The sequence below is a fragment of the Thermostichus sp. MS-CIW-30 genome (assembly GCF_054058015.1).
Genome location: NZ_JBSRZW010000001.1, coordinates 155,737 through 173,285, shown reverse-complemented (window position 1 = coordinate 173,285; position 17,549 = coordinate 155,737). Strand labels below are relative to the sequence as shown.

General features: G+C 58.6%; 13 protein-coding genes. 7 read left to right on the top strand and 6 right to left on the bottom strand.

From position 1 onward, the window contains the following. Positions 1-54 precede the first annotated feature (54 nt). The 3 genes from ACVWXW_RS00820 to ACVWXW_RS00810 all read left to right on the top strand — a co-directional run bounded on the left by ACVWXW_RS00820 (position 55) and on the right by ACVWXW_RS00810 (position 4,467). Positions 55-504: a plastocyanin/azurin family copper-binding protein gene (locus ACVWXW_RS00820; RefSeq protein WP_457402224.1), complete on the top strand. Its 450-nt coding sequence runs from the start codon at positions 55-57 to the stop codon at positions 502-504. Between the two features lie 66 nt (positions 505-570). Beyond that, positions 571-3,069: an HD family phosphohydrolase gene (locus tag ACVWXW_RS00815; RefSeq protein WP_457402222.1), complete on the top strand. Its 2,499-nt coding sequence runs from the start codon at positions 571-573 to the stop codon at positions 3,067-3,069. A 174-nt stretch (positions 3,070-3,243) separates the two neighbouring features. Then, positions 3,244-4,467 carry a glycosyltransferase gene (locus ACVWXW_RS00810; protein WP_457402220.1) on the top strand — a complete coding sequence of 408 codons (1,224 nt, stop codon included), beginning with the start codon at positions 3,244-3,246 and terminating at the stop codon, positions 4,465-4,467. Between the two features lie 111 nt (positions 4,468-4,578). On the opposite strand, the gene ACVWXW_RS00805 is transcribed toward ACVWXW_RS00810, so the two are convergent. Next, positions 4,579-6,447 (bottom strand): peptidoglycan D,D-transpeptidase FtsI family protein, encoded by a 1,869-nt coding sequence (locus ACVWXW_RS00805; protein WP_457402218.1) that lies wholly within the window; start codon positions 6,445-6,447, stop codon positions 4,579-4,581. A gap of 508 nt (positions 6,448-6,955) precedes the next feature. Here ACVWXW_RS00805 and ACVWXW_RS00800 point away from each other — a divergent pair. Then, positions 6,956-7,777, top strand: a complete 822-nt coding sequence (locus tag ACVWXW_RS00800; protein WP_457402216.1) for a hypothetical protein — start codon at positions 6,956-6,958, stop codon at positions 7,775-7,777. A 75-nt stretch (positions 7,778-7,852) separates the two neighbouring features. Beyond that, the gene (locus ACVWXW_RS00795) at positions 7,853-9,439 is read left to right on the top strand and encodes an ArnT family glycosyltransferase (protein ID WP_457402214.1); all 1,587 of its coding nucleotides are present in this window, start codon (positions 7,853-7,855) and stop codon (positions 9,437-9,439) included. A gap of 24 nt (positions 9,440-9,463) precedes the next feature. Here the strand turns inward: ACVWXW_RS00795 and ACVWXW_RS00790 are convergent, their stop codons facing one another. From ACVWXW_RS00790 to ACVWXW_RS00770, 5 genes are all read right to left on the bottom strand, one after another. Further along, positions 9,464-10,828 (bottom strand): gluconeogenesis factor YvcK family protein, encoded by a 1,365-nt coding sequence (locus ACVWXW_RS00790; RefSeq protein ID WP_457402212.1) that lies wholly within the window; start codon positions 10,826-10,828, stop codon positions 9,464-9,466. Further along, entirely contained in the window at positions 10,821-11,804 is a 984-nt protein-coding gene (gene rapZ, locus ACVWXW_RS00785) for an RNase adapter RapZ (RefSeq protein WP_457402210.1), read from the bottom strand. Before rapZ ends, ACVWXW_RS00790 begins: the two co-directional genes overlap by 8 nt. Positions 11,805-11,914: 110 nt before the next feature. Then, positions 11,915-12,619 carry an endonuclease III gene (gene nth / locus ACVWXW_RS00780; protein WP_457402208.1) on the bottom strand — a complete coding sequence of 235 codons (705 nt, stop codon included), beginning with the start codon at positions 12,617-12,619 and terminating at the stop codon, positions 11,915-11,917. Between the two features lie 6 nt (positions 12,620-12,625). Further along, the gene (rseP, locus tag ACVWXW_RS00775) at positions 12,626-13,723 is read right to left on the bottom strand and encodes an RIP metalloprotease RseP (protein ID WP_457402206.1); all 1,098 of its coding nucleotides are present in this window, start codon (positions 13,721-13,723) and stop codon (positions 12,626-12,628) included. Between the two features lie 132 nt (positions 13,724-13,855). Then, the gene (locus ACVWXW_RS00770; RefSeq protein WP_011432622.1) at positions 13,856-14,098 is read right to left on the bottom strand and encodes a NifU family protein; all 243 of its coding nucleotides are present in this window, start codon (positions 14,096-14,098) and stop codon (positions 13,856-13,858) included. A gap of 489 nt (positions 14,099-14,587) precedes the next feature. On the opposite strand from ACVWXW_RS00770, the gene ACVWXW_RS00765 reads away from it, so the two are divergent. Both ACVWXW_RS00765 and ACVWXW_RS00760 read left to right on the top strand, forming a co-directional pair. After that, positions 14,588-15,721, top strand: a complete 1,134-nt coding sequence (locus ACVWXW_RS00765) for a PIN domain-containing protein (RefSeq protein WP_457402205.1) — start codon at positions 14,588-14,590, stop codon at positions 15,719-15,721. Between the two features lie 44 nt (positions 15,722-15,765). Continuing rightward, positions 15,766-17,505 carry a sensor histidine kinase gene (locus tag ACVWXW_RS00760; RefSeq protein ID WP_457402204.1) on the top strand — a complete coding sequence of 580 codons (1,740 nt, stop codon included), beginning with the start codon at positions 15,766-15,768 and terminating at the stop codon, positions 17,503-17,505. Positions 17,506-17,549 lie beyond the last annotated feature (44 nt).

Genomic DNA, 17,549 nt, shown 5'->3' with positions numbered 1-17,549 from the left:
CTCTCTCCTCGTTGCTCTTTTCTCTTTGCTCTTTCCTCTCTCCTCGTTGTTGCAATGTTAAACAGGTTCTGTCATTTCCTGGTGCTGGGAATCTGGCTATCGGCCCTCATGATTGGGATCCCTGGCCTGGCGCAGGCGCGGGATCTCTCCAGACAAACGCCGCAGGAGAAGGTTATTGAGTTGGGTACTGCCGACAATCAGTTGGTGTTTGCGCCCAAGGAACTGTCTTTTCACAACGGCAGCCTCTACCGTCTTCGCCTGAGCAACCCCAGCCAATTGAAACATTATTTCAGCGCCAAAGATTTTGCCGATGCCGTTTGGACCCGTAAGTTGGACGTGGCCGGCGTGGAAATTAAGGGCCAGATCCGAGAATTGGAACTGAAGCCAGGCGCTTCGGTGGAGTGGCAATTTATTCCCCTGAAATCTGGAGTCTACGCTTTGGTTTGCACCATTCCCGGCCATGCAGAAGCAGGTATGGTGGGGCAGATTACCATCGGCGATTGAGATCCTCTTCCTGGGCTACCCGGCCAAAAGGGGATAGAAAAGAGAAAGACGCTGCCAGGCCAATCCATGAAAAACCCGCTCACGCCCAAAGCCCTTCGCGCTGCCGACGCGAACGCGGAACACTGGACTCGGGGATGCCAGGCAGCCCCCCCTCGAAAGAGCAGGCTCTCCCTTTCGGAACGGGTTGCTGGCTATGCCATAGCGCTTCTCTCCCTCACTGCTGTCCACGGGATCCGCTACTACAACGAACCACAACTGACCGTCGGCAGCCGCTCCCCGCAGACGTTTCTTGCCCCTGCTGCGGCGGAGATTGAAGATGTGGAGGCTACCCAGGCCCGACAAGCTGAGGCGCGGCGGCGGGTGGTTCAGGCCCTTAAAATCAACAGCACCGCCAACGACAGCATGCGGCAAAATCTGGAGGCTCTCCTGGCTGAGGTGGAGGCCATCCGCCAAGAGGCAGGTTCTCTGCCCTATGTTTCTGTCCAGTTGCTGTCTCTGCCAACGCAGATCTATCTGCGCCAGCTTTCCCCAGAGGAGTGGGAACTCCTTCAGGCTCGCGCCCGACAAGAGGCCATCCGCGCCCGTGCAGCCACCCCATCTCCTTTGGAAGAGCCTTCTTCGGGGCGACCGGAGCAGCTTCCTCCGGAGCAGCGGGCCAAGCAAGAGCTTGTCGAGGTTTGGCAGCGGGTCTGGTTGGACGGATCGGCCACCCAGATGGCGGCGACGGATCCCTATACCCAGTTGATTGCCCAGGTGGAAGCGGCGCAACGGCGCTATCAAGCGGCTTTGCCGGCTCTGGAGCAGCTCACCCCCCCTGTTCCGGCCACAGTTCTCAACTTGGCAGATGCGGATTGGCAGCATTTGCAAACCTTGAGCCGGCGGGTCTTGGAGCGCCTGCAGAAGATAGGGATTGTGGATGGCCTGCCCCGCGAAGTTCGCGCCGAAGGGATCCAAGCCCAACTGGACGATTTGATTTTTCCGGTCAATGCTGCCCAACGACAGGAGCTGCAGGCCCTAGTCTATCAGTGGCTGCAGCAGGTGCTCATTCCCAATGTGGAGGTGGATCCCCAGCGCACCGAGCAGCGCATTCGCGCCGAGCTGGAAAAAGTCGAGCCGGTTCTGATCTCGGTTGCCGAGAACCAGGTGATCGTGCGAGCAGATCAGCTCATCACTCCCGAAATTTTTCTCATCTTGGACCACTTTGGGCTCACCCAGCGCGGGATCAACGTCTGGGGCTTGGTGGGGGTGGCCGGCGTGATGGGCATGGGCCTGGCTGTCTTTGTGCCTCTGCAACAACGCTTGAGGCCGGGATTGCGCCGCCGGGATCGGGTGTTGATCCTCATAGTTTCCCTGACCGCTCCCCTTTTGGCGGCCTTGTTCAAGCTGGAGTTCAGCTCCCTGCCGGCAGTGGGGCTGTTGCTGGGCAGTTTTTACGGGGCAGGGCTGGGCTTGGTGGTGGTGGTAGGCCAGGCGCTGTTTTTGCCCTTGGTCTCCCCTGTCAACCTGCTCACCCTTGTACCCTTGCTCTCCGGCAGCGTGGTGGCCTCTGCCCTGGCCGGGCGTTCCCGTTCCCGCGAAGAGCTGGCCTTGTTGGGAGGAGGAGCGGCAGCGGTGCAGATGCTGGCCTACGGGGCGGTTAGCTTGGCCACCACCGGTGGCATCGACCTGTTGGCCATGGCTTTGGCAGGGGGAACCAGCTTGGGATGGAGCATTGTTGCCCTGGGAGCCAGCCCCTACCTGGAGCGCCTATTTGACTTAGCCACCCCCATTCGTCTGATCGAGTTGAGCAATCCCAATCGCACGCTGCTGCGGCGGCTGGCTGCAGAGGCCCCCGGCACCTTCCAGCACACTCTGCTTGTGGCCACTTTGGCAGAACGGGCTGCCCAGAAGCTGAACCTCAACGTGGAGCTGGTGCGCACCGGCACTCTTTACCACGACATCGGCAAGATGCTGCAGGCCCGCTACTTCATCGAGAACCAGATGGGCAGCCTCAACCCCCACACCCAACTGGACGATCCCTATCGCAGTGCTCAGATTATCAAGGCCCACGTCAGCGATGGCTTGCGCCTGGCCAAGCAATATAATCTGCCTACCGCCGTCCAGGCGTTTATCCCTGAGCACCAGGGGACGATCCTGATTGCCTATTTCTACCATCAAGCCCAGATGAAAGCCGGGGGTCAGCCCGTACCCGAAGAGCCGTTCCGCTACGATGGCCCGATCCCCCAGAGCAAGGAGACGGGGGTGGTGATGATGGCCGATGCCTGTGAAGCCGCCCTGCGCAGCATGACTCTGAGCGATGGCTTCGGCCCCGATGTGGTCGAGCGGGCAAAAGCTGTTGTCCGCAAAATTGCCCAGGCCCGTTGGCAAGATGGCCAGTTGGTTGATAGTGGGCTGACGCTGGAGGATTTGGAGGTGGTGGCAGACGCTTTCGTGGAGGTCTGGCGGGAATCCAACCACGAGCGCATTCCTTATCCCAGTTTCACCCCTGCCCCCTCGCTGCCTGAGACTCCTTCTGCTCAGGCCCAGATCCCGGTGTTGATGAGCCCCTCTACGGGATCCCCTTAGCCAAGTAACCTCTTCCCGAAGAAGCTGGGTAGGTAGAGAAAGGTCTAGCCCTGCGGCTCATCGATCAGTACGATAGGGGATCGTTCTGTGGATCCAATGTGAACCAAGGCAGTCCTAGGATTTGCAGCCCTAGGCGGAGGATTTTTGTTTTATTGTTTTTGGATGGCCTGCTGAATGCTTCATGGAGCTCCTACTTCCTCTGCCGATCCCAAAGCTTCTGCAGCTCCTTTTCAGATTCCACCTCTGTCTCAGTCCAGCCCTGTCCAACTGTCGCTGGTCATTCCCACCTACAACGAAGCCTCTAGCATTGGCAGCTTGGTCAGACAATTGTGCGCCCACCTCGACACGATTCTACCGGGGGCCTATGAGCTGATTGTGGTGGATGACAACAGCCCGGATCACACCGCCAAGTTGGCCCAGGAGCTGCAGGAGGAGTTTCCCCAACTCAGCGTTATCTGCCGGCAGCGGGAACGGGGCCTGGCTACAGCAGTGGTGCGAGGATGGCAGGCTGCCCGCGGAGAGGTGCTGGGGGTTATGGATGGGGATTTGCAGCATCCGCCGGAGATTGTCCTCAAATTGTGGCCGCTCATCCAGAAAGGGGCAGATTTGGTGGTGGGCAGCCGCTATGCACCATCGGGAGGGGTGAGCCACTGGAGCCTGGGCCGGCGCATTGTCTCCCGCGGGGCCCAATGGATTGGGCTGGTTCTGCTGCCGGGAGTTTTCAGCCGTGTTTCCGATCCGTTGAGCGGACTGTTTCTGGTCAGACGCCAGTCTATTGCCGGGATCCCGCTCAACCCCAAGGGTTACAAGCTGCTGATCGAGGTGCTGGCGCGGGGCCGGGTGAAAACCATTGCTGAAGTCGGCTACATCTTTCAGGAGCGCCAAAACGGGGAGAGCAAAATCCAACTGCAAACTTGTCTCCAATATCTTCACCACCTGATGGTGCTGCGCTTTTCGCTAGGGCAGGTGGGATCCTTTTTGCGCTTCAGCACGGTCGGCCTATCCGGCACCTTGGTGGACATGGCTTTGCTCTATGTTTTGCACGATCCCGCCAACTTGGGATGGGATCTCATAACCAGTAAGCTGGTTGCTTCGGAGGTGGCCATTCTCAATAACTTCCTCTGGAACGACCTGTGGACTTTTCGCCATGTGACCCGCTTGCAGCCGGGGCCCTGGAATCGCCTGAAGCGGTTGGCGAAGTTTAACGTTATCTGCTTAATTGGCTTGGTTCTCAACACTTCACTGGTGACCTTGCTGAGCGAGCGCTTGGGCATTCATTATTTGTTGGCCAACTTAATTGCCATCGGTATTGTTGTATTCTGGAACTTCTACCTCAACTCCAAGCTGAGCTGGAGGAGTGCAGAGGTTAAGTCGGACTCTGTGGGTGGCCAGTCTTGAGTATGGCTTTTTCCAGGAAGAGCCAATCCGGAGGTATGGGCATTTCGCTCATTTCCTCACGGTCTGGGCCCCCTTTGGCATCCACCTTCGCCCCTTGTTCCTATGGCTGCGCTAAGTAGAGTTAGGGCGGATCCCCTCTAGGGCGATGATCTCCTGGATCACCGAGCGAACAACGGGAGCAGCCGTCGTCGAGCCGAAGGCATCTTCCCCCTGGGGCTCGTCGATCACCGCCAAGATCACGTAATTGGGGCGAATGGCCGGGAAATAGCCCACAAAACTGGTGATGCGCTTGCCGGGCAAATAGCCCCCCCGTGGCCCGGCTTTCTGGGCAGTGCCGGTTTTGCCGCCGATCTCATACCCCTCGATCTTGGCCGATTGCCCCGTGCCAAAGTCCACCACATCCCGCATTTGGATACGCACTGCCAGGGTGGCTTGCTCGGATAGTACCCGCACCGGCTGGGGCTGCGGGGATCCCCAAACCAGAGTATCCGTATCCTTTTCCACCAAGCCTCGCACCACATGGGGCTGTACTTTCAGTCCGCCATTGGCAATGATGCAGTGCATGGCAGCCAACTGTAGAGGAGTGAGGGCCAGCCCCTGGCCGAAAGCGACAGTGGCCCGCTCCACTGGCACCGTAACAAACTGTCGCAGCGGTTTCAAACGGCTGGCCGGCTCAAAGGGCAAATCCACGCCACTGCGCTCGTTGAACCCCAGCCGCACCAAGGCATTGTAGTACTGGCGGGGATCCAGCTTGCGCATCAGGTGTACCATACCCACATTGCTGGATTGCCGCAGGATATCCGTGACGCTCATCCAGCCATGGGCCCCTCGTTGGTGGTAGTCGTAATTTTGAATGGGCCACTGACCGATGAGAATCCGACCCTCGTCATAGACCCGTTCATCTGCTGTAAAGGCTCCAGCATCCAACCCAATGGCAATGTTGATGGGCTTGAAGGTGGATCCCGGCTCATACAAATCCGTTACCGCCCAGTTGCGAAAAAGACCGGGGTCATACTCAAAGTAGCGGTTAGGGTCATAGGTGGGCTCGCTCACCAGCGCCAGGATTTCCCCTGTCTGGGGCTGGAGGACAATCACCGTGCCCCGCAGGGCTCGAAACCGCTCCAGTTGCACTTTCAGGGCAGCGCGGGCAGCTCTTTGCAGGCGCATATCTAGGGTAAGTTGCAGCACCGTCTCGCGGGATTGCAGCAGCCCTTCCGGTACCTCTGCAGCCAACAGTCGTCCGTAGCCATCGCGAGGAATAGTAACAGGCTGAACAGTACGCTCCAGCAGCTCTTGCCGGGAATATTCCACTCCCGCTTGGCCCTGATGATCCAGATCCACATAGCCTACCACCTCAGCGGCCATCTCTTTTTGGGGGTAAACGCGTTGCCGCTCGCTCACCAGCTCCAGGCCATCCAGATGCAGAGCCTGAATTTGATCCGCCACCTCCTGGGATACCCAGCGCTCCACCCGCACCGCATGATTAACCGACAGCCGCTGCGTCAGTTGCTCTACTGGACGCCGCAACAGGGGAGCAAGAGCGGTGGCAATTTCCTCTGGAGTGCGTTTGCCAAAGAGGCGGGGATGGGCCCAGAGAGTATAGACGGGGCGATCTACGGCCAGCAATTCTGCCTGCTGCTTGGCAATAGAATGACGATCCACAATTGAGCGACGAGGAATGAAAGGTCTTAGCTGGGCTCGCTGCTGGGCTTCGGCTCGCTGCTGCAATAGGGGTGCCTGTTGATGTTGCAAATAAACCAGACGTGCTCCTGTCAGAAACAGGGCAATGGTCAGAGCCAGTCCGGTCATGCCGGCGCGAAAGTCAAGCTGGCGGGCCGTCGGGATCCGATCCCCCAAGAGCCATCCCAGCGCTGTTCCCCACTGCCTAGAGCTTCGCGGTGAAGGGATCCAAGAACCTCTGCGTCGGCGCCGTTGAGCAAGTTGCCGGCCATTTTGCCTTGTCTCCAGGGTTTTCGGCACAAGCCGCCTTACTCCAGCCCTAGATCTGCCTTCCATCACCATCCCCATGTAGGCACCACCGCTAGTTTGGCCCTCATCTCACCTTCATGTCAGCGCTGCGTAGCAACCCTGCCGCCCTCTAGCTTTTGAGAGAAACCTTAGGGGTCCCGAAGAGCAGCCCCAGCAATTCTAGAGTACTGGAGATAACTGAATGCCTCAGAACATGAATGCGGAAAGCCTAACCTTTACTTGCATTCATCCAGCAGTCCATACTTTAACTTGTTTGACTGGAAACATTTCCCCAGCCCTTCGCGCAGCCGATACCCCAACTTCCCCTGCCAGCTAAGGATAAGGAGAATCTGGATACAGCGCAGCCGAAATCGGAGAATTCACAGCTTTTTGTAATTTTTCAAGTGCCTTGTAATCTCGGAAACAGACAACCGACGGACTAGTAAGTAATAATCTGAACAAATTCAGCTTTCCCGGAGTTGAGTCTATGAAATGCGTGGAGGAGAGCCACAACAAGCGCGTGTACCAAGAGTCTTCTGTAGGTTTCCTTGGGTCTCTTGCTACTTTTGTTTTTATCTGTTTCTTTGCGTTCATCCTTTTTATGGCTTTATCTTCGATCTGGTCTTCCCAGGGTGAGCGCCGTTTCACTTGTTTTCGAGTTGACCAGTCTACGGTTAATTGTGAAGTGTCTTTCCAGCCGTTTCTACCTTTGCCGAGCCAAACTACACTTCACATAGATGTAAGAGGAGCTGCAGTCAAAACTGAAATTGTGGAGGATGACGACGGAGAAAGGACTGAGCGCTACTATGTCACGCTGGAAAAGCCTACAGGGGAAACTCCAGCCTGGTTGGCCTTTGGTGAAAGTGAAGCTCAGGAATTGGCAAGGCGCGTTGATTCTTTTGTGAACAGTACAGAGAGTCGGCTCTTGATAGATATCGATAGATTTCACTTACTGGAGTTAGTGTTTGCGATCTTGTATTCTCTCCTTCCAGGGCTATTTCTGGCTCTACTTCTTTGGGTAGGAGCTCTCATGCTGAAGGTGTCTTTTTGGTGTCGCCGTCTAACGTTTGACCGCTCTAGGTACCAAATCCAAGAGGAGCACCTTACTCCTTTTGGGTCGCTAGGGCGGAAAACTTATTCCTTTGGAGATGTACAGCAGATTTTGGTTCAGGCCAAAAGGAATTTTGTTGAATTCTTTTCGGTAGAAGTGAAATTGCAATCGCGGAAACCTTTGCTGTCAGTCTGCTACACTGATAAGGAACCAGAGGCGCGGGCAGAGGCCGAGAAGCTGGGTCAATTTTTGGGGTGTCCGGTCATTTTTTTGCGGGAAACAAAGTCATAGTGCTAGAGGGACGTAGCCCCGAGAGGTATTCAAGGTAAGTTAGATCTGTCCATCTGCCCATAGGGATCCCCTCCATTGCCTAGAGCGGTTTGGCTAATCCTGGGGTTGGGCTTGTTCATGCGGGGCCTGGTGGCTGCCCTTTTGCCGCCGGGCTTTGACGAAGCCTACTACTACCTCTACACCCGCCATCTGGATTGGAGCTATTTTGACCATCCGCCGCTGGTGGCCTGGACAACGGGCTTGGGGCCTGCCTTGACCGGCCAGGTGTCGGCTTTTTCTATTCGACTGGGATCCCTGCTGCTCTATTCTGGCTCTTCCCTATTCCTCTACTACACCGGAGCGCGCCTTTTCTCTGTTCGGGCGGGACTGATCAGCTTGGCGGCCATCAGCATCGCGCCGATCCTTTGGATTGGGTTTGGGGTGCTGACCTTGCCGGATAGCCCGCTGATCTTTTTTACGGCAGCAACCTTGTGGGTGGCCGCTCAGGAGTTTTTTCCGGCTCCTTTGGGGCAGGGGAAATTGGCTGTCTATGGGGCGGCTCGCTATCGGCCAGGGCCTAGGCTAGCGCTCATAGGTCTCTTGGTGGGGCTGGCCTGCTTGGGGAAGTACCACGGCTTGGCTTTGGGGTTCGGCCTGGTACTCTTTTGTCTGCTCAGCCCAGTTCATCGCTGTGCCTTGAGGTCGGGCTGGACGGTGCTGGCGGTGCTGGGTTTTGTGCTGGCCTTCAGCCCGGTGCTGATCTGGAACGCCCAGCAGGATTGGGTCTCCTTTCGCTTTCAGGCGGGGCGGGCGGTGCCGGAGGCAGGGTATCAACTGCCAGCGCTGGGGCTGACGATCCTTTCTGAAATCTTTTACCTGTTCCCCAGCTTGGGGATCCCTTTGGGGTGGGCGAGTTTGGCAGGGACGGGTCGGGTGGCCCTGCAGATTCTCCGCGGGATGCGGCTGACGGATGAAGAGCTCAAGCACCTTTTGATCCTGGCCTGTGGATTACCGCTGGTGTTGGCCTTTACCTTGATGGGAGGCTACCGGCCCATCTTGCCCACCTGGCCCATGCCGGGGTTTTGGGTGCTGACGCTGCTGCTGGGATCCTTCTGGGAACGGTGGCCGGGAGCGAAGCGAACCTTAGTGGGGACGGCGGTGATGGTCAGCTTGGTGGTGGGGGTGGGGCTGGCCCATGTGCGCTATGGCCTGCTGCAGGCTCCTGGCGGGCTGGGCCTGTGGCCCGTGGAGCAGGATCCCTCTACTCAGCTCATTGAAATTGAGCAGTTGCGGCAGCGGTTTCGGACGGATCCCCGCCTGGCTCAAGCCCTTGAGGAGGCAGAGTTCGTTTTTACCAATGTCTATTTTTTGGGCGGTCAGATCGCCATGGCCCTGGCTCCGCTGACGGACAAGCCTCTGACCTGCCTGGATGCAGATTTGCGGGGCTTTGCCTTTTGGTCGCAGCCGCAGGATTGGCTGGGGCAGGATGGGCTGCTCATCACTTCCAAGCTGTTCCAGCCGAGGGCAGGGATCCCAGCCACCTATGGCGACTACTTTGCCCAAATCGAGCCTGTGGCCGAGGTTCCCCTGGTGCGGGCAGGGGCGGTGGCGCAAACCTTTCAGGTGTACCTGGCTCGACAGATGCGCAAGCCCTATCCCCGCCCTTATTCCCGCCTGCAATAACAGCAGAGGACATCCTGGGCAAAGCTAGAGGGGGCGATGTCTGTCGAACCAGCGCATCAGCATTGCCGCCAGGCGTTCGGGGTTGTGGCGCACCAAGCCGGTCTCTGGATCCTCTTGCATGACGTTAGCCAAAACGGCGCGGCAGCCCAGGTAAGCCAGTTTGTCGGGATCCAACACCACAAACTCAGAACCGCTGCGGCGGTAATGCTCCAAAGCACGTGGGGAGGGTGGCTCCCGCTGCACCAGCACGCCGTCAAATAGGCGCACTCCTGCCACCCGATCCAGAGCCATGACGTGATCCCCAACGGTATAGCCGTCCGTCTCCCCTGGCTCGGTCATGATGTTGCAGACGTAGATGTGGGGGGCCATATTTTTGGCCAGAGCTTCCACAATTTCCGGTACCAACAGGTTAGGGATGATGCTGGTGTAGAGGCTACCCGGCCCCAGCACCACAAACTCTGCCGCCTCAATAGCCTCGATGACTTCCGGTAGGGCGGGAGGGTTGGGGGGGTCACAGCCGATTCGGCAAATGCGTCCTCCGGCTTTGGCAATGTTGGACTCTCCCACCACGCGGCGGCCATCGCTCAGCTCCGCCCAGAGGGTAACATCCGCCAGGGTGGCCGGCAGCACCCGCCCCTGAATGGCCAAGACTTGCGAGGTGGCAGTGATGGCCCGAATCAAGTCGCCGCCGGTTACCGCGGTGAGGGCAGTGATGAACAGGTTGCCGAAGCTGTGGCCGCTCAACCCTTCCCCCGACTGGAAGCGATATTGAAACAGCTCGGTGAGCAGCTTTTCTTCGTTGGCCAGAGCAGTGAGACAGTTGCGGATATCGCCGGGGGGCAAAACGCCGATCTCCCGCCGCAGACGCCCTGAGGATCCCCCGTCATCGGCCACCGTGACAATGGCTGTGATGTTGGAGCTGTAGCGCTTCAGACCCCGCAGCAGGTTGGAGAGGCCGGTGCCGCCCCCCAGTACCACAATGCGGGGACCACGGCTGAGACGCCGCCGCGACAACAGCTTATCCACCAGCGCTTCATCTCCCTCGGGGATCAGCACATCCTCGATGGAGCGCATGGCGCTGCGAAACCCCAGCACCACCATCACCAGCCCGATCCCAGTCACCAGGGGGCCACTGATGTTGTTCGGGATCCAAGTGGTAATCAAGCGCAGGGTGATGTCGATCAGCCGCTTCAGGCGAAAGATGGGGGTCAACTCCGTCCAGATGGCAATGCCCAGCACCATCAGCAGCACGCCCCCAACCGCCAGGCTCAGCCAGCGTTTAACGGCTAAACCGGGAAAGAGCCATTTCCAGCCACTTCCCGGCCAAGCAGCCTTGCGGCGGCGAATGCCCCAAGCGGCGGACTTGTTGCTGGGCACAGGCTTAGCCATGGGAAGGTGCAGGAACGCCGGCCAAAGGGATCCTAACCTGTTGCTGGGCAACGCCGGCTTCGCCGGGCGCCGGGCCAAAGCGGGCTTCCAGCTCCCGCTGAGAGTCGAGCAGATGGCGATGCTGAACCTGAACATTCAGGTCGGGAAGAACGTGGTTGCCGGCAGGGACAGTCCAAGGCTGCAAATCCTGGGCCAGGCGCTCCACCAGGGCCACCGAGCGGTGCTGACCGCCGGTACAGCCGATAGCCAAAGTCAGGTGGGGGCGACGCTCTGCGCGGTAGTGGGGCCAAAACGCTTTGATCAGGGACAAGATGTGCTGGTAGGTGGATTGTGTGATGGGATCCGCAAACAAGAACTCCTGCAGCAGGGGATCCTGCCCAGTGAGGCGACGCAGATGGGGCTGAAAGAAGGGGTTGGGCAAAAAACGCACATCGAACAGCAAGTTGGCATCGGGGGGAACGCCGTATTTGAAACCGAAGCTGACCAGCCTTAGGTTGAGGGGCTGGGGGATCCCTTGCACCAAAGCTTGCAATTGCTGCCGCAGTTGCTGGGCATTGAGGTCGGAGGTATCCAACCAGTGGGTGCAGCGTTCCCGCACCGGGGCCAGAGCCAGCCGCTCTTGCTCAATGGCCTCCAACAAACCGGCAGCTTCCCCGTAGGGATGGGGGCGGCGGTGGGCGCTGAGACGGTTGAGCAACACTGGGGAGCGGGCCTCCAAGAATAGGAAAGGGATCCCTTGCGATTGCACCCAAGCAGCCAGGGTGGGAACTTGATCCCGGTACTCCTGGGCGTGGAGATTCAAGCTGATGGCCAAAGCAGCGTGATGGGTCCGCATCGCCTCAACCAAGGGGATCACCTGGGCAGGCGGGATCCCTTCTAGGCCGGTGTACCCCAGTTGTTCCAACTGCTGGATGGCCAAAGTTTTCCCGGATCCCGTCAGGCCGGCAATGACCAGAACGGGGGGCGTGACTGACATGGGTTTATCCTGCATGGAGCTTATTCTAGGGCGAGGGGCGGCCAAAACAAGTGCTGCAAGGGGGGGATCCCTGCCGGCTCAGCCATACAGGGCGCCCAGAAACCATCATCTCAGGCCGGCGAGGCTTTGGTAGCTTTTTTATCCATTTTCTCATCCGGTGCCGCCGGTCTCAGGAGGGGAGCGCTGGGGCAGAGATCCACCAAAAAACATTGCTGGCACAGAGGCCTGCGGGCAGTGCAGATGGCCCGCCCGTGGTCGATCAGACGGATAGACCAGTTCTCCCAATCCGCCTGCGGCAACAACTGCATCAGATCCTTTTCGATGCGCACGGGATCCTCGTGCTCAGTGAGGCCGAGGCGGCGGCTGAGGCGCTTAACATGGGTATCGACGGTAACCCCGGCATTGATGCCAAAAGCATGAGCCAACACCACATTGGCCGTCTTGCGGGCTACGCCGGGTAGGGTGAGCAGCTCCGGCATGGTGCGGGGCACTTGACCACCGAAATCGCTCAAGATCTTGCGGCAGGCTTCCTGAATGTGTTTGGCCTTGTTGCGATAGAAGCCGGTGGAATGGATGAGAGCCTCGATCTCCTCTCGCGGCGCTGTCGCCAGGGCCTGGGCATCCGGGAAGCGACGAAACAGCTCTGGCGTTACCTGATTCACCCGCTCATCCGTACACTGAGCCGAGAGGATGGTTGCCACCAAAAGTTGCAGCGGCGTCTGGTAGTGGAGGGCACAGGTGGAGTTGGGGTAGTGGCGCTTCAGCCGGAGCAGGATCTCCAAAGCTCGCTGGCGCAGGGCCCGTTTGCTGGCCATCTTCCCCTAGCCCGACCCGGTCACAATGGCGAGGGTGTCTTTGAAGATCAGCACCACCCCCAATCCCAGCAACAACACCAAGCCCGTCTGCATCACCCGCTCCTCCAGATGCTTGGGCAGCCGTTTGCCGCGAATCGCCTCCAGGATCAAAAAGGCAATGTGTCCCCCGTCCAAGGCGGGCAGGGGCAACAGGTTGAGAAAGGCCAGGTTAATGCTAATCAAAGCGGTGAAATTAAACAGGCTGGCGGCGTCATCGCGGGCCAGATCCGCCCCAATCTTGACGATCCCCACCGGGCCGGAGACCTGAGCAGCCGTGCTTTGGAAATTCTGAACCAACTGCTGCAGGCCGTTCAGATTGAGCATCACCACCCGCTGGTAGGCATTTCCCGCCTCCGTGAGGATCTCAGCCACACTCTGAGGGGGACGCAAGGTCACCTCCTGGTGGGGGGCCAAGGTCACTCCAATGGCCACCGTCTCTCCCCGCACCTCTGGGATCACCGTCAATTGCAGGGGATCCCCTTCCCCACGCTGCACCTCCAGGGGAATGGGCCAGTTCTCGCTGCTGCGGATCAGCACCTGAAAATCGTTCAGAGCTGCCAAGGCCGCCGTCTCGTCGGCAATCCCCCTGTAATCGCGATCGGCTGCCTGCAACACCACATCCCCTGCCTTCAGGCCGGCCCGCTCCGCCGGGCTATCGGGCATCACCTGAGGGATGAGAATGCCGGGATGGAGGCGCGTTACCGAGGGGATCCCCACCGAGGCGAACATCAACACCAGCACCAGATAGGCGAAGATCAGGTTGGCCATCACCCCTGCACTCATCACCACCAGGCGATCCAGCACGGGGCGGTTTTTCAGCAGATCCGGGTCGTCGGGGGGGTAGGGAGAATGTTCATCCTCGTCAGGAAAGCCCACGTAGCCCCCCAGCGGCAGGGCGCGAATGGCATACTCTGTCTCCCTGCCCTGGTATCGCCACAGCACCGGCCCAAACCCCAGCGAGAAGCGGTTGACGTGGATCCCTTGGAGTTTGGCTGCCGCAAAGTGCCCTGCCTCATGCACCAGGATCAGCAGGGCGAGAATGGCGATGGAGAGGAGAACAGACATGCGCTAGCTCTGAAGAAGGCACAGAAGAAAGAAGTGGGGAGCAGAGAGCCACCCGAGGCTATTTATCAAGGCACATAATCCAACACATGATAAAGAACCCTAAAGGAATCTCACAAAAACCTACAGGGCCTCTCAGAATACCTGCTCCACTTCTAAAATGTCGGGGATGCTTTCCCGCAACTTGCGCTCAATGCCCATCTTTAGAGTCATGGTTGAGCTGGGGCAGGCTCCACAGGCCCCTTGCAGGCGCAGCTTGACCACCGGGCCATCGATTTCCACCAATTCCACATTGCCCCCATCGGCCATCAAGTAAGGACGCAGCTCGTTCAGGACTTTCTCGACGTTCTCGGTATTGAGTTCCAGTGCTTGTGCCATGGTTGCTTTTAGCCTCGTTGAGATTTGGATTGTAGCGGTTTCTGATACATTCACGCTGAACTCTCCTGAACATGGTTCAGGAAAGAAGCGATCGCATCCTGCCTATCTCTGAGCAGGAAGGCGGTATCCCGCAAAGCCCTGAGGAATACCCCCCGAGCGCTTTCCCCCTTCACTTCCCGGCAACCGTTGCGGTGGACTCAAGGATCAGGGGGAAACTTGGTCTACTATATCCCTCTCAATGACTTTTGCCAAACCGCCTAAAGCTCAGTAAATTCAGCAAAGTTCAGGGTTTTGGGGGTTAGAGGCATGCTCCACAGATCCCTCAAGCTGGCAAGGGATCGCTATGATTTCAGCATAGTCTGAATCCTTCTGGGGGAGGGCTGGCTTGGTTGTCCGGATCCCTCCAACACCAGACGACTAGAATGAGTAGGAAGCAGATTTGCCTATTCCCAGCAGCATCACCCACTCAGCAGGGCCGTCTTTTTTCTTATGCTAGACGCTTTACTGGTCATGATCTTCATGTTGGCGGGAGCTGGCCTCGGGTTTTATGGCCTGGATCTGCTCCCTCCTGCCGCCATTCAGGGGGCCAATGTGGAAGGAGCCCGTGTCGTCACCAGCGGCTTTGGCGTGCTGGCAGGACTGGCTTTGGGATCCCTGGTGCGCTGGAGCTACCGTCGCTTCGAGGCCAATGTGCGCTCCCTGCCGCCGGACGTGTTGATCAGCCGCTCGGTGGGGTTGGTGATCGGCTTGGTGATTGCCAATCTGGCCATGGCTCCTGTCTACTTGCTGCCCCTGCCCCCCCAACTCAACAGGTTCCTCGAGCCGCTGGCTTCGGTCTTTTTCAGCTTGGCCTTTGCTTACCTGGGGGTCAGCCTGGCCGATACCCACGGCCCCTCGCTGCTGCGGCTGTTTAACCCCAACTATGCTTTGCAGGCAGCCCTCTGGGCGGAGGGCAATGTGGTGGCTGCCACGGCCAAGGTTTTGGACACCAGCTCCATCATCGATGGCCGAGTGGCTCAGTTAATCGAGACAGGTTTTTTGGAAGGAACCCTGGTGGTTCCTCGCTTTGTGCTGACGGAATTGCAGACCATCGCCGACAAAGCCGATGCCCAAAAACGAGAGCGGGGCCGCAAAGGCTTGGATACCCTGCAGTCTTTGCGAGAGGCCTATCCCGATCGTTTCGTTATTCACGAAGCCAACTATCCAGATCTGACCACTGTCGATGAAAAGCTGGTGCGCCTCACCCAAACCGTGGGGGGAACGCTGCTTACCACCGATTACAACCTGAAGAAGGTGGCGGCTCTGCAGGGGGTCAAGGTGCTGAATGTGAATGAGTTGGCCGAGGCGCTGCGGCCCATCTATGTTGCCGGCGACAGCTTTGATATCAAGATCACCCGCGAAGGAAAAGAGCCAGGTCAAGGGGTAGGCTACTTGGAAGACGGCACCATGGTGGTGGTGGAAGAAGGGCAGCGCTCTGTGGGCAAAACCCGCTCTGTGGTTGTGACCAGCGCCATTCAAACCTCAGCAGGCCGCATGATCTTCGCCCGCCTCAACAAGGACTCTGCCCCACTAACCCGCCCGGCCTCTGATCCGGCCAGCCCGGCTTCCTCTGGAAAAACCTGAGTTTTGGCCTACGTTCCCCTAGCGCAATGGTGGCTTCATCCCAAATGGGCGCCCTCCGACCCACTCCGATGTTCTACACGCAGGATCGCCAGAGGCGCTTCTGGAGTTTTTACTGGGAAGATGCCGAGAAATATGGCATCCACCCTCAGCACATCGTGAGCGGACAGCAAATCTGGGAGGTGGCCAACGCTGGAGAGTACGAAGCCAAGCTCAACCAGGTCTTTGCAAGCGGGGATCCCCTCTCCTACGAATGTCAGGTGCTCTCGCCCCGCTACAAGTTGCATCTGCATCTTTCTCTCAACCCTGTACGGGACATGGAAGGGGAGGTGGTGGCGGTTGCGGCAGTGGGCAAGTTGCTGGGGGCTACGCCTTTTGCGTTGGCCGGAGGAACCAGCAGCCCCAACAGCCAGCCCCATGCTCTCCCGGCCGATCCGGTACAGGGGATCACGACGCAGTTGGTGCGCAACATCCGGCATTCCCTGGATATCCGGCAACTGTGCCAGCAGACCGTGGAGCAGTTGGGGCAACTGTTTGAGGTAGATCGCTGCCTGATGGCCCTCTACGAGGTGGGGCAAGACTCCCTCACGGTCAATGCCGAGTACCGCCGCCATCCTGGGGATCCCTCCCTGCTCCACCAGACCCTGAAGCTGGCAGATTACCCCCATTTGTTGCAGGCCCTCAGACAGGAAGAACCGGTGGAGGCGGGGCGACATCTGGCCATTGCCATGTCTTACCAGGGCTACGCCAACAGCCTGCTCTGGCTGGAAATGCTGGATCCGAACAGGGTTCCTGTTTGGCAGCCAAGCCACATTCAGGTACTCCAGAGCATTGCCACCTACCTGGGCGCAGCCATTGCCCACGCCATTTTGCTGGATCAAAGTCGCCAACTGGCAACCCGCTTGCAGTTAGCCAACCAAACTCTGCGTCAGAAAAATAAGGAGCTGGAGCAGGCCCGTGCCCAAGCGGAATCGGCCAACCAGCTCAAAAGCCAATTCCTGGCCAACACCTCCCACGAGCTGCGCACCCCTCTCAACGGGATCATCGGCTTTATCAAGCTGGTGCTGGACGGGATGGCCGAAAACCGCGAAGAGGAGCTGGACTTTTTGCAAGAGGCCTATCGCTCTGCCCTGCACCTGCTGGCCCTAATCAACGATGTGCTGGATATCGCCAAGATCGAGGCGGGCAAAATGCAGTTGGAGTTCCAGCCCTGCGACCTGCGAGCTTTGTTTAAGGATGTGGAGGCCAAGACCAGCTTGCAGGCCAGCCAGAAGGGCCTACAACTGAGCTTCCACCTGCCCAACACCTCGGATCAGATTTTGCTCTTGGGCGATTACCAACGCCTGTTGCAGGTGATGCTCAATTTGGTGGGGAATGCCATCAAGTTTACCCCCAAGGGCTCGGTAACCGTGCGAGCGGATATCCTGCCCGGCAATCCGGGGTTGGCCCGCATCCGCGTCATCGACACCGGGATCGGGGTATCGCTGGAAAAGCAGCAGAAGCTGTTTCAGGCCTTCACACAGGTGGATGGTTCCACCACCCGCCAATATGGGGGGACGGGCTTGGGCCTGGCCATCAGCCAACGCCTGGTGGAGGCGATGGGAGGGGAAATCAATTTCTACAGCCTGGGCGAAGGGCTGGGATCCACCGTCACCTTTACGGTGCCCCTCTACCGCAAGCCGCTCCTGAGCGGGGATCCGAACCCAGAGGCGCTCCCTGTCAAGCCAGAGAAACCTGAGGATGCGGATCCCAACTTGATTTCTGTTCCCAACTCAGTCCAGCGATGACCCACCCGGCAATTGCTCCTGCAACCCCTCTGGGTACCGCTCGG